General features: G+C 58.0%; 26 protein-coding genes. 11 read left to right on the forward strand and 15 right to left on the reverse strand.

Features of this window, described 5'->3' with window-relative positions:
* Positions 1–3,813, forward strand: coding sequence for a hypothetical protein (locus HY308_18435; GenBank protein MBI3900246.1), 3,813 nt, complete (start codon positions 1–3; stop codon positions 3,811–3,813).
* A gap of 44 nt (positions 3,814–3,857) precedes the next feature.
* Complete coding sequence (locus tag HY308_18440) at positions 3,858–4,385, forward strand: prepilin-type N-terminal cleavage/methylation domain-containing protein (protein ID MBI3900247.1); 528 nt, start codon at positions 3,858–3,860, stop codon at positions 4,383–4,385.
* 8 nt (positions 4,386–4,393) lie between these two features.
* Here the strand turns inward: HY308_18440 and HY308_18445 are convergent, their stop codons facing one another.
* From HY308_18445 to prfB, 10 genes are all read right to left on the reverse strand, one after another.
* Complete coding sequence (locus HY308_18445) at positions 4,394–5,686, reverse strand: adenylosuccinate synthase (GenBank protein ID MBI3900248.1); 1,293 nt, start codon at positions 5,684–5,686, stop codon at positions 4,394–4,396.
* 34 nt (positions 5,687–5,720) lie between these two features.
* Positions 5,721–6,905, reverse strand: coding sequence for an ATP phosphoribosyltransferase regulatory subunit (locus HY308_18450; GenBank protein MBI3900249.1), 1,185 nt, complete (start codon positions 6,903–6,905; stop codon positions 5,721–5,723).
* A 4-nt stretch (positions 6,906–6,909) separates the two neighbouring features.
* Positions 6,910–7,098, reverse strand: coding sequence for a DUF2065 domain-containing protein (locus HY308_18455; GenBank protein ID MBI3900250.1), 189 nt, complete (start codon positions 7,096–7,098; stop codon positions 6,910–6,912).
* Between the two features lie 26 nt (positions 7,099–7,124).
* Positions 7,125–7,994: a protease modulator HflC gene (hflC, locus tag HY308_18460; protein MBI3900251.1), complete on the reverse strand. Its 870-nt coding sequence runs from the start codon at positions 7,992–7,994 to the stop codon at positions 7,125–7,127.
* A complete protein-coding gene (gene hflK, locus HY308_18465; protein ID MBI3900252.1) occupies positions 7,991–9,184 on the reverse strand; it encodes an FtsH protease activity modulator HflK in 1,194 nt (397 codons plus the stop codon). The genes hflC and hflK overlap by 4 nt, the downstream gene beginning before the upstream one ends.
* Before the next feature lie 52 nt (positions 9,185–9,236).
* Positions 9,237–10,595: a GTPase HflX gene (hflX, locus tag HY308_18470; GenBank protein MBI3900253.1), complete on the reverse strand. Its 1,359-nt coding sequence runs from the start codon at positions 10,593–10,595 to the stop codon at positions 9,237–9,239.
* Positions 10,570–10,836, reverse strand: coding sequence for an RNA chaperone Hfq (hfq, locus tag HY308_18475; GenBank protein ID MBI3900254.1), 267 nt, complete (start codon positions 10,834–10,836; stop codon positions 10,570–10,572). Before hfq ends, hflX begins: the two co-directional genes overlap by 26 nt.
* A gap of 76 nt (positions 10,837–10,912) precedes the next feature.
* On the reverse strand, positions 10,913–11,866 hold the full coding sequence (gene miaA, locus HY308_18480) for a tRNA (adenosine(37)-N6)-dimethylallyltransferase MiaA (GenBank protein ID MBI3900255.1): 954 nt from the start codon (positions 11,864–11,866) through the stop codon (positions 10,913–10,915).
* Entirely contained in the window at positions 11,863–13,350 is a 1,488-nt protein-coding gene (lysS, locus tag HY308_18485; GenBank protein MBI3900256.1) for a lysine--tRNA ligase, read from the reverse strand. Before lysS ends, miaA begins: the two co-directional genes overlap by 4 nt.
* 34 nt (positions 13,351–13,384) lie before the next feature.
* Positions 13,385–14,486 (reverse strand): peptide chain release factor 2 gene (gene prfB / locus HY308_18490; protein MBI3900257.1). Its coding sequence is split into 2 segments (ribosomal slippage): positions 13,385–14,410 and positions 14,412–14,486, totalling 1,101 coding nucleotides; the frame shifts between segments, so codons are not numbered across the junction.
* 258 nt (positions 14,487–14,744) lie between these two features.
* Here prfB and msrB point away from each other — a divergent pair.
* From msrB to HY308_18515, 5 genes are read left to right on the forward strand one after another with little or no spacing between them, the layout of a single operon-like run.
* Complete coding sequence (msrB, locus tag HY308_18495) at positions 14,745–15,140, forward strand: peptide-methionine (R)-S-oxide reductase MsrB (protein MBI3900258.1); 396 nt, start codon at positions 14,745–14,747, stop codon at positions 15,138–15,140.
* Positions 15,137–15,529, forward strand: coding sequence for a sulfurtransferase complex subunit TusD (gene tusD, locus HY308_18500; protein ID MBI3900259.1), 393 nt, complete (start codon positions 15,137–15,139; stop codon positions 15,527–15,529). Before msrB ends, tusD begins: the two co-directional genes overlap by 4 nt.
* An 11-nt stretch (positions 15,530–15,540) precedes the next feature.
* Complete coding sequence (gene tusC, locus HY308_18505) at positions 15,541–15,900, forward strand: sulfurtransferase complex subunit TusC (protein MBI3900260.1); 360 nt, start codon at positions 15,541–15,543, stop codon at positions 15,898–15,900.
* A complete protein-coding gene (dsrH, locus tag HY308_18510; protein ID MBI3900261.1) occupies positions 15,897–16,202 on the forward strand; it encodes a sulfurtransferase complex subunit TusB in 306 nt (101 codons plus the stop codon). The genes tusC and dsrH overlap by 4 nt, the downstream gene beginning before the upstream one ends.
* A gap of 3 nt (positions 16,203–16,205) precedes the next feature.
* Positions 16,206–16,538, forward strand: a complete 333-nt coding sequence (locus HY308_18515; GenBank protein ID MBI3900262.1) for a TusE/DsrC/DsvC family sulfur relay protein — start codon at positions 16,206–16,208, stop codon at positions 16,536–16,538.
* Between the two features lie 149 nt (positions 16,539–16,687).
* On the opposite strand, the gene cobA is transcribed toward HY308_18515, so the two are convergent.
* Positions 16,688–18,079 (reverse strand): uroporphyrinogen-III C-methyltransferase, encoded by a 1,392-nt coding sequence (gene cobA / locus HY308_18520; GenBank protein ID MBI3900263.1) that lies wholly within the window; start codon positions 18,077–18,079, stop codon positions 16,688–16,690.
* A 127-nt stretch (positions 18,080–18,206) separates the two neighbouring features.
* Here cobA and HY308_18525 point away from each other — a divergent pair, with 127 nt between their 5' ends.
* From HY308_18525 to HY308_18540, 4 genes are all read left to right on the forward strand, one after another.
* Positions 18,207–19,262 (forward strand): DUF898 domain-containing protein, encoded by a 1,056-nt coding sequence (locus HY308_18525; GenBank protein ID MBI3900264.1) that lies wholly within the window; start codon positions 18,207–18,209, stop codon positions 19,260–19,262.
* Positions 19,259–20,299, forward strand: coding sequence for a M48 family metallopeptidase (locus HY308_18530; GenBank protein MBI3900265.1), 1,041 nt, complete (start codon positions 19,259–19,261; stop codon positions 20,297–20,299). The genes HY308_18525 and HY308_18530 overlap by 4 nt, the downstream gene beginning before the upstream one ends.
* Positions 20,300–20,727: 428 nt before the next feature.
* On the forward strand, positions 20,728–21,333 hold the full coding sequence (locus HY308_18535) for a tetratricopeptide repeat protein (GenBank protein ID MBI3900266.1): 606 nt from the start codon (positions 20,728–20,730) through the stop codon (positions 21,331–21,333).
* An 18-nt stretch (positions 21,334–21,351) separates the two neighbouring features.
* A complete protein-coding gene (locus HY308_18540; GenBank protein ID MBI3900267.1) occupies positions 21,352–21,732 on the forward strand; it encodes a hypothetical protein in 381 nt (126 codons plus the stop codon).
* A 3-nt stretch (positions 21,733–21,735) separates the two neighbouring features.
* Here HY308_18540 and HY308_18545 read toward each other — a convergent pair whose 3' ends face one another.
* Genes HY308_18545 through fliN form a run of 4 tightly spaced genes read right to left on the reverse strand, consistent with a single transcriptional unit; the run spans position 21,736 to position 24,014 of the window.
* The gene (locus tag HY308_18545; GenBank protein MBI3900268.1) at positions 21,736–22,482 is read right to left on the reverse strand and encodes a sigma-70 family RNA polymerase sigma factor; all 747 of its coding nucleotides are present in this window, start codon (positions 22,480–22,482) and stop codon (positions 21,736–21,738) included.
* A gap of 15 nt (positions 22,483–22,497) precedes the next feature.
* On the reverse strand, positions 22,498–23,280 hold the full coding sequence (gene fliP / locus HY308_18550; protein MBI3900269.1) for a flagellar type III secretion system pore protein FliP: 783 nt from the start codon (positions 23,278–23,280) through the stop codon (positions 22,498–22,500).
* Positions 23,267–23,725: a flagellar biosynthetic protein FliO gene (locus HY308_18555; protein ID MBI3900270.1), complete on the reverse strand. Its 459-nt coding sequence runs from the start codon at positions 23,723–23,725 to the stop codon at positions 23,267–23,269. Before HY308_18555 ends, fliP begins: the two co-directional genes overlap by 14 nt.
* Positions 23,694–24,014 carry a flagellar motor switch protein FliN gene (gene fliN, locus HY308_18560; GenBank protein MBI3900271.1) on the reverse strand — a complete coding sequence of 107 codons (321 nt, stop codon included), beginning with the start codon at positions 24,012–24,014 and terminating at the stop codon, positions 23,694–23,696. The genes HY308_18555 and fliN overlap by 32 nt, the downstream gene beginning before the upstream one ends.
* Positions 24,015–24,020 lie beyond the last annotated feature (6 nt).

Raw genomic sequence — 24,020 nt, forward strand, 5'->3', positions numbered from 1 at the left:
ATGATCCTCAAACGTACGCTCATTGCTCTGGGTACTGCCGCGCTCGCTGGATACGCGGCATCCGGCTTTTCGTTAGACACCGATATTTATCTGGAGCCGCCGTCGGTGTCGCGCAACGATGCGCCAAACGTGCTGATCATCTTGGGCAATTCATCGAGAGCGGCCGGCACCTACATTTCCACCCCTGCCGTTTACAGCGCGGCTACGACATACACCTACGAAGGTGCCGGCACTACCTTTGTAAGCGATAGGATTTATTGGATACAAGGTGCGCAAACAACACCATCGTCGGCTACGACTTATGCCAACCAATATTTCGAGAAGGCCAACAACAAATGCTATTCCGCCGGTCTTCCTTGGTATAACAATGTGACCACGCCGCTGACCGGAAAAACAGCGACCATAGGTGGCGCGATCAGCGCCGGTGGTACCGCCGATTGGTCGACGATCAGCAGCACCGACACGCGTACCGCGGTATTGGAATGCAACGAGGACGACAATACCGGCAACGCCGCCACCGAGGCAAACGCGAGCTACAAATATCTTAAAAAGAACACCCACATTTATGTATCGAGCAGCCCAAGATACACCGGCGGCTTCACCACAATCACCGTATATACCGGCAACTACCTCAACTATCTGACTAACACCACCACGACGTCGGCGACACAGCTCAGCGTCGCCCAGGGTGTTGCCAAAGACATTATCGATTCCAACCCCGGCGTTAACTTTGGGCTGATGCTGTTTAACAGCAACAGCACCACGCCGCACGGCGGTTATGTCGCCAAGGCCATCGGTAGTACTGCGACCAGCATTAAAACAGCGATCGACGCCATCGCTCCGCGCCCCTATCCCAATAGCATTCCGGCGGACGGTTGGAAAACGACGGATGTATGTAATCCGGCCAATGCTCCTGTGCCCACCGCATGCGACGATGCCACACTGACGACTATCGGCCGACCGCTAGCGGAAACGTTTTATGAAGCAAAGTTATATTTAGCCGGCGAGTTGCCGAGGTACGGATATCCAACACCGTCACCGACACCGGCAGCCGATACCGGCGCAAAAGATGCCGACGGCACGTACAAAACGCCGTTCCTCTATACCTGTCAGCAGGCCTACATCATTCTGATTACGGGCGGCAATCCGTGGATGTCAGGGTCCGATGACACCGATGCCGATACGCTAATTAGCAGCCTCAGCAGTATCGGTTCGTTCAACGCGGCCTACACCTACGGCAACTCGAGCAAAATGGATGAGCTCGCGCGCTGGATGTATAACAACGACTTGATCAGTAACACCGACCTCGCCAACAGCCAACGCGTCATCACTTATACCGTCGGTTTTTCCTTGAGCTCGGACTCATCGACCAGCGACGGGCAAAAAGACATCGACGGTTCGCAACTCCTGCAGGACACCGCCAATAACGGCCACGGCCGTTATTACACGGCCACCAACAGCCCGACCCTCACGAGCGCCTTACAAGCGGCCTTGGTGGAAATCCAGACGACCAATAGTTCGTTCGCCGCACCGGCACTGTCGGTCAATGCGTTCAACAAATTGTTCAACCGCGACGAGGTTTACTTCGCGCTGTTTAAGCCGTCGAACACGCAGTTCTGGGACGGCAACGTTAAGAAGTTCAAGCTCTGCGCCGACACCACGAATGCCACATGTACGTTCGGCGAAGTGGTCGACAAGGATGGCACGCCGGCCATCGATTCCGTCACGCAACGTATTAAGGACACATCAACCAGTTATTGGACCACCAGCGCCGATGGCGGCACGGTCGCGCTCGGCGGTGCCGGCAGTCAAATCCCGGCGCCAGCGTCACGCAAGGTTTATACCTATCTGGGGAGTTATTCGGGTCTGTCGTCGACAAGTCCGGCGACGCTGGTGCGGATCGGCAATACCACCGGCAATACGATCTACGATACCGCCATTAATAATCCCACCATTCTCGGCATCGCTGATACGAGTGGCAGCTCGGCGTCAACCAATGCGACCGATACCACAAACGTTACCAACCTCCTCAACTGGATCTTGGGTACCGATTCGTATGACAGCGATGCCGATAGCTTAATTACCGACACGCGCTGGGTACACTCCGATCCTTTGCACAGCCGACCCGTCGCCATTACCTACGGCGGCACCAGCGCGGATCCCATTATCAAACTCTTTTACTCATCCAATGACGGCGCCGTACGTATGGTCAACGATTACAACGGCCAGGAAGAATGGGCATTCATTCCGAGCGAGCTGTTGTCATCGATCGAATACACCACCTCTCAAGACGCTGTCGGCGACCATCTTTATGGTGTCGACGGCACCGCAACATTCTTGATCACCGACGCTGACAACGATGGCAAAATCGAACCACCGGACGACAAAGTTTATATGTATATCGGCATGCGACGCGGTGGCAAAAACATCTATGCGTTTGACGTGACCCCGTCGGCCACGCTGACGGATCGGAGTTCGGTTACCGGTATCACGCCGAAGCTTATGTGGGTGATACGGGGTGGTGTCGATAGTAGCTACCTTAAGTTGGCGCAAACCTGGTCGAAGCCAGCCGTCGCCCGTATTCGTTACGGTTGCAGCGGCGCGGATTGCGATACCGACGACAACTCGGCGGAAACCGTTTTGATTTTTGGCGGCGGTTATGATCCGTTGGAAGATGACGTGATGCCGGTACAGGCGGCGGTCACGGCAACCAGCAAAATCGGCAACGCCATCTATATTGTCGATCCGCTAACGGGCGCGCGGCTGTGGTGGGCCAGCGATGGTAACGACTCTGCCGGTAATACGCCGACGAAAACCTTAAGCGCTATGAAATTCAGTATCGCATCGGATCTAGCGTTGATGGATTCGAACCACGATGGCGAAATCGACCGCATCTACGTCGGTGACACAGGCGGCCAACTGTGGCGTATCGATCTCGGCTCGACGTTGAAATCGAACAGCAACGGCAACACCACCGGCTTCGTATTTGCCGACGTCGGTTGCACGCCGTCGGCCTCCACCCCCAGCCCGACTCGTTCGAACTGTACTGGCATCAATGATTATGATCGGCGCAAATTCTTTTATCCGCCGGATGTCACCCAGGTGAACGACAACCAATATGAGGACATCGCCGAGGCGAAATATGATTTAGTGGCAATCACCAGTGGCGACCGCGAGGATCCGGTCGATCTGCTAACCGCAGGATCGACACCCGTGAAAAACCGCATCTACGCTTTCCGCGACTACAAAATCGACTCATATGCGGTCGCAAGCCCTAGCCTGCCGAGCTCGCCGCTGAAGGATTCCAACCTATATGACGCCACAAGCAACGTTCTACAGGACGCGGCCAACGCTGGCTATACGGCCGCGCTGACCTCTATCAAGGCCGGGAAAGGTTGGTATATCGATCTCAAAGAATCGGGATCGGCGCCTAACGGTGCACCCGCCACTTGGCCGTGGGTCGGCGAAAAAGGCTTGGCGAAACCCGTGATCTTCGACGGTGTTCTATTCGCCACGACTTATACGCCGGCAAACGACGTTAATGCGACCCTGACCTGCTCCTCGAGCGAAGGACTCGCCAAAATTTATGGCCTAAACTATTTAAATGCGACGGCAGCCGTCGACTTTAATGCCGACGGCACCATATCGACCAGCGAACGGTCCTACAATCTTGGCGGCGGTATCCCATCGGAAACCGTAATCGTCATCCGCGAGGGCGGCGTAACCAGCCTCGTCGGTACTAGCGGCGGCGCGGCGCGCCCGAACATCAATAGTCAATTGCCGAGGTTTAAGACGTTCTGGTACGAAGAGTAGCGATAACAACACGGATTATTGCAACGAGTGAGGAACGAAACGCCATGCATCGAACCGTTCGATCAACGGAGAATCAACACGGTGGGCAGCACGGATTTACGCTAATTGAGTTGATGATCACCGTGGTAATCATCGGCATCCTGGCCGCCATTGCCTTTCCGAGCTACCAGAATCAAATGAAGAAGTCGCGTAGATCGGACGCGCAATTAATTCTGGCGCAGGTCGCCGGCTTGCAAGAAAAATACTATTCGCAGTGCAGCTACTACGCCAAAACACCGAACGGCACACGCAGCTGCGGTACTGCCGCCGATAACGCGGATTCGATCCTCGGTCTGACTTCTACATCAAGTGGTAACGGTTACTACACCCTGTCATTAACCGCCGGCACTATCGACGGTCTGACAAACGCGTCCGGCTGCACGACATTTTCCTGCGGTTTCACTGCCATCGCGACGCCCACGGTTTCTGGTGTTCAGGCCAGCAACGGCAAATTACGAGTGGACTCCATGGGCGTACGGCAGTGGGACAAAAACAATGACAGTTCTTACACCGCCAAGTGGAGCGACTCTTAGCGACGACCTTACTCGAACGGATGCCGCAAGACGATGGTCTCGTCGCGATCGGCGCCGGTCGAAATCAGATCGATCGGCGCTCTACTCAATTCCTCCACCCGCGCGAGATAGCGCTGCGCGTTCGCCGGCAACCGGTCTTTGCGCGTCACGCCGAGCGTCGATTCTTTCCAGCCCGGTAGATCTTCGTAGATCGGCACGCACTGTGACATCGCATCCGCCCCGCTCGGCGGCGTGTGGCGCCGTTCACCGCGGTATTGATAGGCGACGCAGATGCGGACCGTGTCGAGACCATCGAGCACGTCGAGCTTGGTGATGCACAGGCCGTCGACGCCGTTCAGCTGCACTGCCCGCCGTACCGCCACCGCATCGAACCAACCGCAGCGACGCCGCCGACCGGTGGTGGCACCGAACTCGTGGCCGCGGCGCGATAGAAATTCACCGCATTCGTCGTTGAGCTCGGTCGGGAACGGGCCGGCACCGACGCGGGTCGTGTAAGCCTTGGTGATGCCGAGCACGAAGCCGACGCCGCTCGGGCCGACGCCGGTGCCGAGGGCGGCGTTAGCGGCGCAAGTGTTCGACGACGTGACGAACGGATAGGTGCCGTGGTCAATATCAAGGAACGTGCCTTGCGCGCCTTCGAACAACACCGACTTGCCGGTGCGCGCATAACCGTCGAGCAGCTCGGGAACGTCGGCGATCAAGGGGCGCATGCGTTCGGCATAGGCCAACGCTTCGTCATACGTGCGTTCGACATCGACCCGATCGGCTTTCAAGTAGTGTTCGAGCACAAAGTTGTGAAAATCCATCACGCTCTCGAGCTTGCTTCGCAACACCGCCGGATCGAGCAAGTCGAGCACGCGCACTGCGCGCCGCCCGACTTTGTCTTCGTACGTCGGGCCGATGCCGCGGCCGGTGGTGCCGATGGCGCGACCGCCGAGGGCGCGTTCGCGGGCGACGTCGAGCGCGGCGTGATACGGCAGGATCAAGGGGCACGATTCGCTAATGCGCAGCCGCGGTGTGACGGCGACGCCGTTGCCTTCGAGCTCTTCGATTTCGGTAAATAGTGCCGCCGGTGACAATGCCACGCCGTTGCCGATCAAGCACATGACGTTGTCGCGCAGGATGCCCGATGGAATCAGATGCAATACCGTCTTCTTGCCGCCGATAACGAGCGTATGGCCGGCGTTGTGTCCGCCCTGAAAACGCGCGACCGCGTGTACCCGGTCGGTCAATAAATCGACGATCTTGCCTTTGCCTTCGTCACCCCACTGAGTGCCGACGATCACAACGTTCTTAGCCATAGCTACCTTTGGGGGAAATCGCCCGAGCGGACGATCAAGATTTAATGGGTTCAATGCGCCATTGGCCGTTCTTCGGCGCCAATCGACGTTCACATCCGTGGTCACTGCCGGTGCCGGTATCGCCCGGCAATTGTTGGACAACGCGCTCGCCAGCCGCCCGCAACCGAGCAATCTCGGCAATCAAGGCAGCATCGTCCGTCGCCGGCGCTAGTATGCCCGTTACCGATATATCCGGTACACGGCCAATCTTCAGCAACTTGCGCAAGTCGGCGCTAAAGCCGGTAGCGGCGCGGTCGCGGCCGAATGCCCGACCGATACCGTCGTAGCGACCGCCTTTAGCGATCGCTTGCCCTTGCCCGGGAACGAAGGCGGCGAACATCGTGCCGGTGTAATAGTGATAACCACCGAGCTCGGCCAGGTCGAAGTGCAATTCCAACCCATGCGCCAACCGGTGCACTTGCTGTGCGACTGCCTCTAGATTTTCGATCGCCGCGAGCACCGGCGCGATCGGCGCATAGAGCGCACGAGCGCGGGCCAGCACGTCGACATCGCCGTTCAGCTCGAGCAACGCCAATAACCGCCGACGATCGTCGGTCGCGACCGACCAACCCGCCAACAATGTCTCGACTTCGCTGCGCGCCTTACGCTCCAAGGCGTCGAGCAACTCGCCCTTTCGCTCTGCATCCAGACCCGCCGCTGCCGCCAATCCGCCGAATACGCCGACGTGGGCCAAATCGATATGCGGCCGCTCGATACCCGCTAACGTCAATGTCGCCGCCATCAGGCTAATCACTTCGGCATCGCTCGCCGGCCCACTGTGGCCGAACAGCTCGGCCCCGAGCTGCAACGGCTCGCGCGAACCGGCCAGTTCGTTCGGCCGCGTGCGCAACACCGGGCCGAGGTAGCACAGACGAACCGCATGCGAACGTTTCAGGTAGTGCGCGTCGATGCGTGCCGCTTGCGGCGTCATATCGGGACGAATGCCCATCAGACGGCCGGTTAGCTGATCCGTCACCTTAAAAGTTTGCAGATCCATGTCGCCGCCAACCCCAGTCAGAAGCGACTCGAGATATTCAATCAGCGGCGGCATCACCAGCGCATAGCCCCAACGGTCGAACAAATCGAGGATGACACGGCGCATGGCTTCGAGCCGACGCGCCTCAAGCGGCAACGTCTCTTCGATACCTTCGGGCAATAACCAGCGGTCTTTGGGGGCCATGGCGTTAAGGGTTGACGAGGAACAGCAATAGCACACCGAGCAGCATGCTCACAAAACCCATTAGGCGCAACTGGGAATCCGTCAGCTGGCTCATGGCGTCGAGCGCCTGCCGCAACATCGGCGGGCTGGCGAACGGCAGCAGCCCTTCAAGCACCAGCACCAATGCCAATGCAACTGCGAGATCGTGCAACATTCGAACGGAATCGCCTTAGAGTCGAACTATCGCGTTGGCTTCTTCATGTAGCGGAAGAAGTCTGAGCTGGGGTCGACGATCAACACATCGTCCTTCTTTCTAAAACTTTCCTTGTAGGCATTCAGGCTGCGATAAAGCGAAAAGAATTCCGGTGACCGTCCGTAGGCATCGGCATATATCGTGGTAGCACGGCCCTCGCCCTCGCCACGCATCGTTTCTGCGTTTCGATAGGCATCGGCCAACAGTACCTCGCGCTGGCGCTCGGCATCGGCGCGAATTTTCTCAGCCTCCTCCGCACCCTTCGCTCGATATTCGAAGGCGATGCGGGCGCGCTCGGCGCGCATGCGTTCGTAAACCGAGACGCTCACCTTCTCGGGAAGATCGACCCGCTGTACGCGCACATCGACCACTTCGAGTCCAAGGTCACGCGCGGCTTTATCCGCCTTCTGCCGCAGATCTTCCATGATGCCGGACCGATCGGCGGAAACCGCCCCCTGCAAGGTGCGTTTACCGAACTCGTCGATCAATCCGCTCTCCATAATCGGCCGCAACCGCGACCGCGCGCCGGCTTCCGACCCTTCCGCCGTTACGTAAAATTTGAGCGGATCGACGATACGCCATTTGACGAACGAGTCGACCAACACGTACTTCTTCTCGATCGTCAAAACCTGCTGCGGATCGAAATCGAGCGTCAAGATGCGCGAATCGAAATAACGCGTCTTATCGAGAAACGGCATTTTGAAGTGCAAGCCGGGCACATCGTCATGGCGCAACACTTGGCCCAGACGCACGACGATCACCCGCTGCCGTTCGTCGACCGTATATATCGCCGACGCGGCGGTCAATGTAATTACCAACAGCAAGGCGACCAACGCCAAAATTTTACCCTGACTCATGGTTGACCTCCGCTACCGGCGCCACTACGACGCCGTGTGTCGGTACGGCCGCGGCCTAACGGCTCGCGTGGCGGCGCCAAGCTGTCCAAGTCGGACATTGGCGGCGTCGGATTGGTCGCCGCGGCGGTTTCGTGCGGCGGTATTAATTTGTCGAGCGGTAAGTACAACAAGTTGTTGCCGTTCTTTTGGTCGACGAAAACCTTGGTCGTGTTCGATAACACTTGCTCCATGGTTTCGATATATAAACGCTCACGCGTCACCGCCGGCGCCCGCAAATATTCTTTGACGACCTGATTGAACCGGTGGGCATCGCCTTCGGCGTGCGCAATCGACGCGGTCTTGTAGGCCTCGGCTTCTTGCTCGACGCGCGCCGCAGCGCCGCGCGCTCGTGGAATAACGTCGTTCGCATAACCTTCGGCTTCGTTCTTCTGCCGTTCTAAATCTTCGCGTGCTTTATTGACGTCATCGAACGCCGCCCGCACTTCGTTCGGCGGCTGTGCCGGCAACATATTGACGGCAACGATCGTTACCCCGAGGTGATAGCGATCGATGATTTTTTGCAGTAACTCACGCGCGCTCGTGTCGATCTCCTGGCGCCCTTCGGTCAATACGAAGTCTAGTTTGCTGCGACCGATGACTTCCCGCACCGCGGATTCGGTTGCTTGCCGCAACGTTGCTTCGGGCTCTTGCACATTAAAAAGATAAGCGGCGGGATCTTTGATTTGATACTGGACGTTGAATTCGACGTCGACGATGTTTTCATCGCCGGTCAACATCAACGCTTCTCTTGCTTCTTTGGATTTAGTGCCGGTGCGTTCGTTGGTACGGTAACCGATCGCCATCTGCTGGACATTGCCGATGTCGACCTTTTCCACACTTTCAATCGGGAACGGCCAGTGCCAGCTCAACCCTCTTTCGGTAACAGCGACCTGCCGGCCGAAGCGCAACTCGACGCCGCGCTCACCTTCTTGTATGACGTAATACCCGCTAGCTAGCCACAAACCGATAGCAATTGCCACGACCAACCCAATGCCGAAACCGCGGCCATTACCGTTGGCGCCAAACAAACCCGCAAGTTTTTGCTGGATATTGCTGACCATCCGATCAAGATCGGAGCTGCTGGCATTGGTCCGCTTACGCTGACCCCAAGGATCTTTATCGCCGGACCCACCCGGAACATTCCACGCCACGAGGTGTTGCTCCTACAATTAATCGCTGGCCGTTAACGGCAAAGGCCGCATTCTAGGAGAGGCTGCCGGTGGGAGCAAGAATTGTCGGGGAATCGGCCACTAAATACTCGCTGTGAAAATCGGTTTGTTGCTGTAACCAAGCCATCTGCGCGAGATCGAGCGCAAGCTCCATCGACCAGCCGCCGGACTCAAGCGGCGTCTCGCGCGCCACGTCGAACCGCTCATGGATAGCGGCGCGCAATCGACCGGCTATTGCCGGCAACTCAAGGGTTAACACATGGCGCTGACGACGATAATGGTCCGCTACCGCATCGATTAAAAGTGCAACACCATCGCCCGTCGTTGCCGACACCCATACCTTGTTGACTCGACCACTAGCATCACGGTCTATCCGCGGTGACAACCCAGTCAAGTCGATTTTGTTGTAGACGTGGATTTGCGGAACCTCTTCGGCGCCGATTTCGCGCAGCACTTCATCCACCTGCTCGATGTGTTGCTGCCTTTCCGGATTGTTACTATCGATGACATGCAACAACAAATCTGCTTGCGCGACCTCTTCCAGCGTCGACTTGAAAGCTTCAACGAGAGAATGCGGTAACGCACTGATAAAGCCGACGGTATCTGCCACGATCACCGGTGTATTGCCAGGAAGCTCCAACCGCCGCATGGTCGGATCGAGCGTCGCGAACAGTTGGTCGGCGGCATATACGCCGGCGCCGGTCAGTCGATTGAACAACGAGGATTTGCCGGCATTGGTGTAACCGACCATCGATACCGTCGGAATCGGCACTTTGTGCCGTGCGCGACGGCGGCTGCGGCGCTGTGTCGCTACCTGTTCCAGGCGTTGGTTGAGCTTTTTTATACGATCGCGAATCAAACGCCGATCGACTTCAAGCTGCGTTTCACCCGGGCCACGCAAACCGATACCGCCCTTCTGCCGCTCCAAGTGCGTCCAGCCTCGCACCAAGCGACTTGCCAGATGTTCGAGCTGAGCCAACTCTACTTGCAGCTTACCTTCGTGCGAGCGCGCGCGTTGCGCAAAGATGTCGAGAATCAACCCTGTGCGATCGACCACGCGGCAGGCCACCACTTTTTCCAAGTTGCGTTCCTGCGCCGGCGACAACTCATGATTGACGACGACCACATCAGCACATTCGCGGGCGGCGGCGTCGCGCACTTCTTCAGCCTTACCCTTGCCGATGTAACTGGCAGCGTCAGGCCGCTCACGCGCGCCAAGAATGACGCCGCAAACGTCCGCGCCGGCCGACTCGGCCAACCGACGCAGCTCCTCGACCTCCTCCTCATCTTTACGATTCGGAAAGCGGACGTGGACAAGCAACGCTCGCTCGCGTTGTCGACGCGAGGAGCGCTGCGAAGCCGGGGGACTATTCGTTTCCGGGGCCTTTGGGATCGGAGGCTTCAGCGCCTTCAAAATGGACTTTAACCGGGCGGTTGGGGACCACCGTGGAAATGGCGTGCTTATAAATCATCTGACTAACAGAGTTCTTTAGCAGCACGACGAATTGATCGAATGACTCGATTTGCCCTTGCAACTTGATCCCGTTTACCAGAAAGATCGATACTGGAACGTGTTCTTTGCGCAAAGTATTAAGGAAAGGGTCTTGCAAAGCTTGCCCTTTTTGCTGGCTCATCAAAGTGCTCCTGTTTTTATCATCGTCGCCTTTCGGCTTTTAGTTGTGGCTGGACCATTCCGGAGTCCATAACCAATTATATCTGACTTCCTTGTCTCGACGAGACACGCTGTGCGATCTCCACAACTGCTCGCGTCGGCAAGTCGCCACTGCAATCTACGCGTTGTACGTCTGTGTAAGAGCGCAACCATGTTAACTGACGCTTTGCTAATTGACGGGTTGCGGCGATCGCTTGCTCGACCATTTCATTATAGTCAACCAACCCCGTCAAGTAATTCCATATCTGTCGATAGCCCACCGTTCGCATCGATGGTTGCGTGAGATCCAGATCGCCCCGTCGATACAGGAGTTCGACCTCGCTGATCAGTCCGCGTTCCAACATTTTTTCGAAACGCGCTGCGATCCGCTCATGCAAAACCGCGCGCTCACTGGGCCATAAGCCGATTTTGTAAAAACGGAATTCAGAGCCCGCGCCGTGAGTAGTGCCCACCAACTCGCTAGACCGGCGACCGGTCACCGCATGGATTTCGAGCGCCCGCTGAATACGTTGCGCGTCGTTCGGCTTGAGCTGGTTGGCACGCACCGGGTCGATCATAGCGAGGCGCGCATGCATTGCCGGCCAACCCAGGCGGGTTGCATCTTCATGCAACTGGCGCCGAACTTCAGGTGTGGCCGGCGGCAATTCGGACAGTCCGTACTCCAGCGCGCGGAAGTAGAACATCGTACCACCGACCAATAGCGGAATCTTGCCGGCAGCGGTAATAGCGCGCATCTCGCGCCGTGCATCGTCGCAAAAGTCGGCCGCCGAATAACTCTCGGCCGGATCGCGAATGTCGATCAATCGATGCGGTGCGCGCGCTTGCTCGTCGGCGGTCGGCTTGGCCGTACCGATATCCATGCCACGATACACCTGCGACGAATCGACGCTGACGATCTCGACCGGTAAAACCTCGCGCAACGCGATAGCGCACGCGGTTTTGCCCGAGGCGGTTGGACCGAACAGACAAATGGCGAGCGGGAGTTGCGTCAAACCTCGGGCCGCATATGTGGGAATAGCAATACGTCGCGTATCGACGGCGAATCGGTGAACAACATCACCAACCGATCGATGCCAATGCCCTCACCTGCCGTCGGCGGCATGCCGTGCTCGAGCGCACGAATGTAATCGGCGTCGAAGTGCATCGCCTCTTCGTCGCCGGCGTCCTTCGCCTGGACTTGCTGGCGGAAGCGCTCGGCTTGGTCGTCGGCGTCGTTGAGCTCGGAAAAGCCGTTGGCAATCTCGCGTCCGCCGATGAAGAGCTCAAAGCGATCGGTCACTGCCGGATCGTGATCGCTGCGGCGCGCAAGCGGCGATACCTCGGTCGGGAATTGCGTGATGAACGTCGGGTCCTTTAATTGATGTTCGGCGGTCTTCTCGAACAGCGCGTATTGAATTTTGCCGACACCGTACGACGGCTTCACCTCGATGCCGAAGCGCGCCGCGGTCGCGCGTACGCGTTCGAGCGAGTCGATGGCATCGGCGGTGAGCTCGGGATTGAAATGCAGCACCGCTTCGCGGATCGTCATGCGCCGAAACGGCGCGGCGAAATCGTAGGTCTCGCCTTGGCAATGAAGTGTCGTCGTGCCGAGCACCTGCTGCGCTAACCGCCGCAGCATCTCTTCGGTGAGGTTCATCAGGTCCTGATAATCGGCGTACGCCTGATAAAACTCGAGCATGGTGAACTCGGGGTTGTGACGCGTCGACAGACCTTCGTTGCGGAAGTTGCGGTTGATCTCATAGACCTTTTCAAAACCGCCGACGACCAAGCGCTTCAGGTAAAGCTCCGGGGCGATGCGCAGAAACAGTTGCATGTCGAGCGCATTGTGATGCGTCACGAACGGCCGCGCCGTCGCGCCGCCCGGGATCGTTTGCATCATCGGTGTTTCGACTTCGAGGAAACCGCGGTCGTTCAGAAACTGCCGGATCTGGGCGACGATCGCCGTGCGAATGCGGAACGTGCGGCGCGCCGCGTCGTTCATGATGAGATCGAGATAGCGCTGGCGATAGCGCGATTCTTGATCCACCAGTCCGTGAAATTTTTCCGGCAGCGGCCGCAACGCTTTAGTCAATAAACGAATGACGTCGACCTTGATCGACAATTCGCCGGTCTTGGTTTTGAACAGCACGCCTTCGGCGCCGATGATGTCGCCGATGTCCCACTTCTTGAACGCCTCGTAGCTGTCGCCGAGCGCGTCGCGCTGCACGTACAGCTGGATCTGACCGGACATGTCCTGCAGGTGGCAGAAGCTTGCCTTGCCCATGATCCGCCGGGTCATGACGCGACCGGCGATCTTGACGCGTACCGGGATCGATTCCAGCGCCGCCGCATCCTTCTCGCCATACTCGGTCTGCAGCGCGCCGGCGACAACGTTGCGCCGGAAGTCGTTGGGGAAGGCGTTGCCCTGCCGTCTCAGTTCTGCCAGTTTGGCGCGGCGCGTAAGGATTTGCTCGTTGTCGTCAGCGTTGTCAGACATGATTTGTCGTCGATAAATTTCTTAGTAAAAAGGATTATGCCGTACCGCTCTTGAGACTGGCCTCGATGAACGGATCGAGATCGCCGTTCAACACGGCGTCCGGCCGGCCCGACTCGACGCCGGTGCGCAGGTCTTTCACGCGCGACTGGTCGAGCACGTACGAGCGGATCTGATGACCCCACTCGACGTCGGTCTTGGACGATTCGATCTTTTGCTTCTCGGCGTTGCGTTTCTGCATTTCCAGTTCAAACAACTTGGCCTTCAGCATACGCATGGCCTCGGCGCGGTTGCGATGCTGCGAACGATCGCTTTGGCACTGGACGACGAGGTTGGTCGGCACGTGCGTAATACGAATCGCGGAATCGGTACGATTGACGTGCTGGCCACCGGCGCCACTGGCGCGATAAGTATCGACACGCAGATCCGCCGGATTTATTTCGATGTCGATATCGTCGTCGACTTCCGGATAAATGAACACCGACGCGAACGAGGTATGACGGCGGTTACCGGAATCGAACGGTGACTTGCGCACCAACCGGTGCACCCCCGACTCGGTCCGCAGCCAGCCGTAGGCGTATTCACCGATGAAGCGCACGGTAGCGCTCTTGATGCCGGCGACTTCGCCTTCGGACACTTCGAGAATCTCGGTCTTGAAGCCGCGCTTCTCGCCCCACATGAGGTACATGCGCAACAACATGTTGGCCCAATCCTGGGCCTCGGTGCCACCGGCACCGGCCTGGATGTCCATGAAAGCGTTATGAGCATCCATCTCGCCGGCGAACATGCGGGCGAACTCGAGGTCGGCGAGCTGTTTTTCGAGCTGCGCCAAATCACTCGCGACCGCCGCGGCGACGGCGGCGTCGGTTTCGGCTTGCGCCAAATCCAACAGCTCATGAGCCTCCACCAGCTCAATCGCCAGCCGCTGGAGCGTTCCGACTTCTTTTTCCAGTTGCGCCCGTTCCTTGCCGAGCGTTTGCGCCAGCGCAGGATTGGTCCAGATGTCGGGCCGTTCCAGTTCGGCGCAAATCTCGGTTAACCGACGTTGCTTGGTTTCGAGGTCAAAGATACCCCCTTAAAACCTGGGAGCGGTGCTGCAAGTCCTTCAGTTTTTGGTATAGCGGGTTTAAATCTTCCACGATAAATCCGAAAATTTAGCTGTTTAATTTCAAGCGATTCTACATGAAACCTGTGAGGACTCCCGAACCATTTACGGATAATAAGGGTGGGTATCCCGCCAGTCACAACCTCCGCTTGTGGTCCGCCGCTTAATTTAGGCTCGATTGAACGCACGGAAGTGCGAGGTCTAATGATAACAGCGGCCTTCGATAAAGGATTAATGGCGGCCGAACAATTGGCTACACTACCCTGCCCGTTTATAACCCGGGAGCTTATCGATGAACCTTAAAGTCACCAAATCTGACGCCGAGTGGCAAACCCAATTGACGCCCGAGCAGTACAGCGTCACGCGCGAGTGCGGAACCGAGCGCGCGTTCTCGGGCATCTATTGGGACTGCCACGACGACGGCGTGTATCACTGCGTTTGTTGCGGTGTCGAGCTGTTCAGCGCCGACACAAAATTTGATTCCGGTACCGGCTGGCCGAGTTTTTATCAGCCGCTGGATCGGCAGAACGTCGGCGAGTCGCAAGATACGAGCTTCGCCATGCGGCGCGTGGAAGTTCACTGTAGTCAGTGCGGCGCGCACCTGGGTCATGTATTCCCCGACGGGCCGGAGCCGACCGGCATGCGCTACTGCATCAATTCCGCCGCGCTGGATTTGAAGAAAAAATGAAGCTGGCCGTATTGATCAACGGCGCGCCGTACACACACCAGGCCGCCGACACCGCGTTCAAGTTCACCGAAGCCGCACTCGCCAAGGGCCACGAGATTGTGCGCGTGTTCTTCTATCACGACGGCGTGCATAACGGCTCGCGTTTGAGTGTACCGCCGCAGGACGAGCGCCAAGTGCAGGAACGCTGGTCGAATCTTGCGACACAATACCAACTCGACCTCGTACTGTGCGTCGCCGCGGCGCAACGACGCGGACTGCTTGATGAAAGCGAGATGCGGCGTCATGACAAAGACGCGCACAACATCGCCCCGGGATTCCGCATCTCCGGCTTAGGCCAGCTGGTCGAGGCCGGCATCCTGGCCGATCGGCTCGTCGTCTTCGGTCACTAAATAACAACCCCATGAAGAAGCGGTTTCTATTCGTCAATCGGCGTGCGCCGCACGGCACGATCCACGCGCTCGAATCGCTCGAAGTCCTATTGATCACGGCAGCGTTCGATCAGCAGGTGAGCGTTGCCTTCATCGACGACGGCGTGTATCAACTGTTGAAGCAACAAGACACGCGCAACACTGACTTGAAGAATTTTTCACCGACCTACCGGGCGCTGCACGATTATGAGATCGACAAGATTTATGTAGATCGCGAGTCGTTGCAGGCGCGCGGATTGAATACCGATGACTTGGTCGTTTCCGTCGACGTAATGACGCGCGATCAGCTCGCCGCGTTGATGGAAGCGCAAGACGTGGTGCTGAGCTTCTGATGCTGTTGCACACCGTCAACAAATCACCGTTCGAACGAAATACGCTGGCGTCGTGTCTGCGTTATGCCCAGAGAGGCGCTAGTATTCTGCTGATCGAAGACGGCGTTTATGCCGCCGTCAGCGACACGATGTTCACGCCAACGATTAAAGCGGCGCTCGGCGATTACACCATTTATGCGCTGCGTGCCGACATCGAGGCGCGTGGGTTACAGGGACGATTGATCGACGGCATTACACTGATCGACTACGGCGGCTTCGTCGACCTGGTGACGCAGCACAGCGCCGTGCAGTCCTGGCTTTGAGCTATGCCGCTTAGCTTCAACGGCAAAACGCTCGAGACCGACAAGGAAGGGTTTTTGCGTCATCGCAGCGATTGGAATGAAGACGTCGCCCGACTGATGGCGCAAGCCGATGGTTGTGAGCTGACGTCGGCGCACTGGGAAGTGATTAATTTTCTACGCGCCTACTACGACGAATACAAAATCGCACCGGCGGTACGTGTGCTGGTAAAAACCATCGGTCAGAAACTCGGGCCTGACAAAGGCAACAGTCGTTACCTCTACCAACTCTTCCCCAGCGGCCCGGCGAAGCAGGCTTGCCGTTACGCCGGCCTGCCGAAACCTACTGGCTGTATCTGATGAGTACTTTGAGAAATTAACGGTAGCAAACGACATCCGACGGGTTCCTCTCTCCCCTTGCGGGAGAGAGGACCGGAGAGAGGGGGCGTATTATCACCCCTCTCCCCCTTCCCCTCCCCCGCAAGGGGAGAGGGGAACCCTTATGTTTATCACTGGGGCGACTCGAACCAGTGCAACTTCTCGCGTAAACGTACGACCTCGCCGATGATGATCAGTGTCGGCGGTTTGACATCGCCGCTGTCGACGATGTCCGGTAACGACGCGAGCGTGCCGGTGAGTACGCGCTGCTGTTGTGTCGTACCTTGTTGCACGAGCGCCGCCGGCGTCGAATCGCTGAGCCCACGCGCGATGAGCTCGCGGCAAATCGGTCGCACACCATGCAGTCCCATGTAAAACACCAGCGTCTGCTGTGGCTGTATCAGCGACTCCCAGTTGAGGCTGAGGCTCCCATCTTTGAGATGGCCGGTGGCGAAAATTACCGAATGCGCATAATCGCGATGCGTCAACGGAATCCCGGCGTAGGCGGCGCAACCGACGGCAGCGGTGATGCCCGGCACGACCTCGAACAACACACCGGCGGCGGCCAACGTGTCGATCTCTTCGCCACCGCGACCGAAGATAAAAGGATCGCCGCCCTTCAACCGCACCACCCGCTTACCGGCCTTGGCCAATCGAACTAATAAGTGATTGATGTCTTCTTGTGGCAGCGTGTGCTTGTCGCGTTCTTTGCCGGCATATATCAGCTCGGCCTCGCGCCGCACCAAATTCAAAACCTCACGCGAGACTAGCCGGTCGTAGACAACGACATCCGCTTGCTGCATGAGCCGCAGTGCACGGAACGTCAGCAAGTCGGGATCGCCGGGACCAGCGCCGACGAGATAAACCGCACCCTGCGGTTTTGCGTCGCCGTCGATATGTTCGAGCGCATGTTCGAGTGCGGCACGTGCCGCCGACTCACGACCCGACAGCACCTGCTCGGCGATCGGACCATCCAGTACGACTTCCCAGAAGCGACGCCGCTGCGCCGGATGTTTGATCTGCTGTTTGACCCGTTGGCGAAAATCGGCAACTAACTTACCGAGCCGTCCATAGCCGCTCGGGATCAGGGTTTCGAGACGCGCGCGAATCAGTCGCGCCAACACGGGTGCAGATCCGCTGGTAGAAACCGCCGCCACCACCGGCGAGCGATCGACGATCGACGGCATGATGAAAGTGCACAGGTCCGGACGATCGACCACGTTCACCGGAATGCGGCGCGCCAATGCCGCCGCATGCACCTGGCGGTTGACCGCACCGTCGTCGGTCGCGGCAAATACCAGCGTGCAACCATCGAGCTGAGACTCGATAAACAGCCCCGGCTGGTGCTCAATGTTGCCGTCGGCGACGTAGCGGGTCAGCGTCGGCCCGAGCTTGGGCGCAACCACCGTCAAGCGGGCACCCGCTTCTAATAAGAGTCGCGCCTTCCGGCCCGCGACTTCACCGCCGCCCACCAACAGACACGAGCGGCCACGAAGATTGATAAAAATCGGTAAAAAATCCATTAGTCCTTGTTTGTCATTAGCTTCTGTTACTTAGCATAACCGCTGCGCGATTTGCCTCGCAGAAAAGGCGCGCCGATGACGCAGTTTGACATGTCCGCCTGACAATTCCTCGTTTAAACTGAGACTTATGAATTCGAATCCGATGGGGGCCACGGCTGCGGTTTCCCGACCTTCTGCCTATGCCCCGCGCGCGCTGTCGCTGCGATTTATCGGTTCGACCAAAGACTACTTCCGTATCTGGATCACCAATATCTGTCTAACGCTGTTCACGCTCGGCATTTATTCGGCCTGGGCCAAAGTCCGTAAGAAACGCTACTTCTATTCGCACACCCTACTCGACGACACGCCGTTTCAATACCTCGGTCAACCGTTGCCCATCCTCAAAGGTCGGATCATCGCCGCCGTGCTGTTCGGCGCATGGTATACCGCCACGCATTTCGTCGCCGCCTTGATTCCAATCGTATTCATCGGCGCATTGGTGCTGGCACCATGGGTTGTGGTCCGCGCCGCTGCCTTCAATGCGCGCTACTCGGCATTCCGCAACATGACCTTCCATTTTAACGGCAGCTATTGGGGCGCCGTTAAAGTGTTATATGGCGGGCTGGTATTTACCATCATCACATTGGGTTTCGGATTTTCGTGGTGGCAGAAATACCTGAAGGGTTTCATGATCCAGCATATGGGCTACGGCGGTATCAACGGTGAATTTTCCGCCACCGGCACGCAATTCTTCAAAACCTATTTCATCGGTGGCTTAGTCGTCGGCGTATTGATCACCGCGCTATCGGTCGTCATTTTCGCCGTAACCGGTCCGAGCAAATCGACGGCGGTAGTGGCAACCACTCTCGTCGGTTACGGCTCGTACGTCATCATGTATGCCTTCACGCAAGCACGCATCAGCAATCTGGTCTGGAACCATACGACGCTCGGGCCGATCCATTTTGGCTCGCGCCTGCGCGCCCGCGAGCTCATCTGGCTCTACGCCAGCAATGCCGTCGCCATTCTCGCCTCGGCCGGCCTGCTGATCCCGTGGGCGACGATCCGTATGCTCAAGTACCGCGTAACGCAATTCACGCTCACGATCGACGGCGAGCTGCACATGTTCGAAGGCAACGGCGCCACTGCGGTCGCCGCCGCCGGCGCCGAGGTCGGCGAAATCTTCGATTTCGATATGTCGATATGAAAACCGCCGCGACGCCGCCCAATCTGCTGAAGGGCAACTTTTACGACGGCCGCGCGCCCATCGCTGCCGCGGTAACGCTCATTTGGTCCGGCAATACGATAAAGCTGATCGGCGCCGAGATCGCGCAGTCTTATATGACCAACGAATTGCGCGTGTCGCCGCGTACCGGCAGAACCGCTCGCTTCATCGCCCTACCCGACGGCACGCAATTGCAGTGCAACGATCATCCGTTACTGGATCGACTCCCACAGGAAGTGAAATCGGAAGGCCTAGCGGCCTGGCTCGAACAGCGCTGGTGGGTGGCGCTGGTTTGCTTGGCCGTGACGATTTTCGGTTTGACGGTCGGTTACATTTACGGTTTGCCGGTGGCGGCGGAACAGTTGGCGGCAAAGATTCCGATCGAGTACGAGAAAAAAATCGGCGAGCAGGCGGTGGCCTGGCTCGACGATAACGAGATGTTCGAGGAGTCCGAGGTCGACGCCGACGTGCAGGAAGAGATCAACAAAGGCTTCGCCGAGCTGTCGGCCGGTTTGCCGCAGGCGGCGCACTACCACCTGGAATTTCGCAACGCCCCCGCCATCGGTGCCAATGCCTTCGCCTTTCCCGGTGGCACCATCGTCGTCACCGATGAGCTGATCGAACTCAGCGAATCGCCGGACGAAGTATTAGCTGTACTCGCTCATGAAATCGGCCACGTTGAGCGCCGGCATGCCATGCGGCATCTATTGCAAGATTCCGCCACCGCCACCATCGCCACGGCCATCACTAACGATGCTTCGTCGTTAACACTCGCCGTCAGCGGCTTTCCGGTGATGCTGGCGCAAGCGAAGTACTCGCGTGAATTCGAAGCCGAGGCGGATGAATTCGGATTTAAGCTGCTCAAGCAACATAACCTATCGCCGGAAGCGTTCGCGACGATGATGGAGCGAATGACCGAAGATCGCGAGGATGAGGACGAACGCCGCTTGTCGTTTATCTCGACCCACCCTGTTACCACCGAGCGCATTGCGCGAGCACGGGCGGCGGCGCAGGAATAAGCAGACACACTTCGTGGCACAAAATCAGCCAACGAAAAAAGACGCCGAAGAACCGCCAGCGTCGTTCGGCACAAGCCGCTATCGATCGGTAATTCGCTATCTGCGGTCTCCCCGCAAGGTGAAGGCACTCTTCTACTAACTTCTCACCGACAACTTGTAAGTTATTGTTCTTCTAGTTAATAAAATATTTCCCGGTCAACGGGATATCGCGTACGGTTAGATTATCCAGCGCGTCGGAAAATTGTTTATCGCAATTGCCTTTCATCCACAAAAAAATGTCGGCCGGCACCGGCTAAATGTTCTACACCTAAACAAGTAGTCCCAAGCAACAGCGAGGTCGACGCAAGTGCGAGATTTACCCGAGGTAGTCGCTGCCCTAGAATCCCCCCCGCTTATGAGCAGGCCTCGTGTCCAAGTGGAGTATCGAAATGTCTAAAACCCCGGAATCGTTGGACGCCGACGAGTTGCTGCATCTCGCCATACAAGCGAGCGCCCAAGGCAATCACGAGCAAGCGATCACCGCCCTAAAGCGCGCCATTGGCGTCGCCCCCAACGAAGGCAAACTGCACTACATGCTCGGCGCCGAACACGCGCAGATCGGCATGTACGACCGCGCCGCCGAGGAGATGGCGCGCGCCGTCGAGCTCGATCCGAAGCTCGATACCGCCCGTTTCCAGCTCGGCCTGCTGCACCTGACCTCCGGTCGCGTCGAGCAAGCGACCAATGCCTGGAAGCCGCTCGAAAGCCTCGGCGCCGAGCATCCGCTCTACCTGTTCAAGACCGGCCTGCTACACCTGGTGCGCGACGAGTTCGACGAATGCGCCAAACACCTTAATAAAGGTATCGCACTGAACCAGGCCAACGCCGCACTTAATAATGATATGCGGCAGGTACTGCGCGACATCGACAAGCAGCTGCAAGCCAATTCCACTTCGGCAAAACCGGCAACCCCCGCTAAAGCGGCGGCGGCGCCGAAGCACGTGCTGTTGTCGGCCTATCGCCAGAACCGCGACGACGACAAAGACAAGGATTAGCCGTTTCCCACCACTCGCATGGAACCGATCAATCGACTGAACCGCTTGGTGGAAACGCTCCGCCAGCAAATTGCCGATTCCGCCCGGCGCGCCGGATCGACGGCAGGACAAAGCACCTCCGCTACCTTCGGCAACGCCGCTCAAGCTCGGTCGGCGCTACCGGATCTTCGACTGCGCATTCAAGATCGGCTTCGCGCCGTCGACATGAGCGGTCCGGAAGGACAGCACCAAGCGAAACGCGTCTTCCTCGAATCGGTACTCGCCTGGGAATTCGGCGACAAACTGCAACTCGATCAACAGTACACGTCGCTGCTCGATAAGATTCAAGAAGCGGTCGAGACCGATCCCGAGTTCGATCGTCAGTTCACGGCATTACTCGCCGATCTGTCGCGCCCGTAATCGTTACATCTGCAAGTTCAAGCTTTCGATCGAGCGCAACGCGTCGCGCACCAGCTTCAGGGCGCGCGCGTGCAGTTGCGATACTCTGCCCTTCGAAACGCCGAGCTTGTCGGCAATCTCGCTAAATTCCAGATGCTCGAAATAATGCGACAGCACGATTTGGCGCTCGCGCTCCGGTAGCGCTTGCACGATGGCGCCCATGCGCTGCTGCAAGCGCTTCATCTCCAACGACCGATAAGGATCGGCCGCTTGGTCCTCGCTGTCGGGTCGCCAGATTCCCGATTCCTCGAGCATGTAACCGAGTGCCAGGCCGATCGCGAGATCGACCATCGTCGCGAACGGATCATCGGACGAGTCGCTGGCTGCACGCATCGACTTCGTGCGCTCGCGCATCGCTCGCTTGCGCTGGGCGTACTGCGCCGCTTGCTCCGATGCCATTTCAATCCCATTCAGAATCGCACCGCGAATGCGATACGTGGCGAACGTTGGGAACGCGACTTGCAGGTCGGGATCGAAGCGATCGATCGCCTCGATCAGACCAATGCGGGCGTATTGCAGGTAGTCGCGGAAATCGATGATGTCGTTGATGCGCTTGGCGAAAAGCGCGGCGGCGATGCCCTTCGCCGTCGGCAAATAGTGCTCGATGAGTCGATGGCGCACAACCGGATCGCGGCCCGACACATAGTGGCGCCACAACACCGCCGCTTCGTCACCGCCACCGTCGCTGGCCGTGTCCAGACAGCCTGCCATTGCAACCTCGACGTATTATTGGAAGCTGTACAGCAGCGACCGTGTCACTAGATTCCAGCCGTCGATCAATACGAACATCAGAATCTTGAGCGGCATGGAAATCATCATCGGCGGCACCATCATCATGCCCATCGACATCAACACGCTGGACACGACAATGTCGATCAATAGAAACGGCAGAAAGATGACGAAGCCGATCTGAAACGCTGTCTTCAACTCGCTCAGCATGAAGGCTGGAATCAAGTGCAGCGTTTTTACGTCGTCGATCGTCTCCGGCGGCTCGGCCTTGGCGACTTCGAGCATCAATTGCAAATCCTGCTCGCGCGTCTGCCGAATCATGAACTCGCGCATCGGTTTCATGCCGCGGTCGACCGCCTTCTCCATGCTGAGCTTGCCGGTCATATACGGTTCGTACGCCTGCTCGTTTACTTGGCTAATGGTCGGCAACATCGTGAACAGCGTCAGGAACAATGCCAGACTGACCAGCACGGTGTTCGGCGGCGTTTCCTGCATGCCGAACGCATGCCGCAACATCGATAGGACGATAATGATGCGGGTAAAACCGGTCATAACCACCAGAATCGCCGGCGCCAGACTCAGCACCGTCAGCATCACCATGATCTGCAACGCCGACGATACTTCTTGGCGCGACCCGTTCGCATCGTTGAACGTAACGGCAACACCCGGCAAATTTACCGACGCGGCATCGGCCACCGAGTGCCACAACAGCAACACGCCGGCACTGCACAGCATCGAGTAAAAAATGGCGCGAGCGCGCCAACGACTAGGCGCGTTCATTGCCTGACCCCGGCGGCGGCTGCTGATGCAACGTGGCGATCGAATCGCCGGTTTGCGCCAACAGCAGTCGTGCGCCGTCGACTTCGACTAAATACAACGTCGTCTTCGGCGTCAGTCGACGTGTTTCGACGACTTGAATGCGGCTAGTGCCGCCGGGCGCGTGCGTCTGCCCGTAGACCGACGGCAGATAGCGTTTCATGGCATAAATCGCGCCGATACCGATCAGCACGGTAATCACCAAACCGCCCGCTAACCGGAAAGCGATGCCGCCGGTCGATTCTTGCGTCCGCTTAAACGGAATCTTTTCGACGGCCGTTGGCGGTGGCGGCGTTTCGCTGGTCGCCGCGGCCAAACACGGCACCGCCAGCAGCAGCAACACCGCCGCCAACAACGCGCGCGTACCGCTGGCGAGATTAACCACCAAGGACTTCTGAGATCCGCACACCGAAATTATCTCCCACGGCGATTAACTCGCCGCGTGCAACTAATTTGCCATCGAGCAGCAGGTCGACCGGTTCCTGCGTGCCCCGGTCGAGCGTCACAACCGAGCCTTCTTTGAGGTTCAGTAACTCTTTAACGGTCAACGTGCCCCGGCCGATAGAAACGCTCAGTCGGACTTTGATGTTCTTGATCAGCTCGTGATTCTCGTCGAGCAACGTACGCCCTTTCGGCGCTGCCGACGGTAGATCGGCCAGCTCGATTCGGCGCGCGGTGTTTTCTGAATGGTCGGCCATGAAAGC

The sequence above is a fragment of the Gammaproteobacteria bacterium genome (assembly GCA_016199745.1).
Lineage (GTDB): Bacteria > Pseudomonadota > Gammaproteobacteria > Acidiferrobacterales > Sulfurifustaceae > JACQFZ01.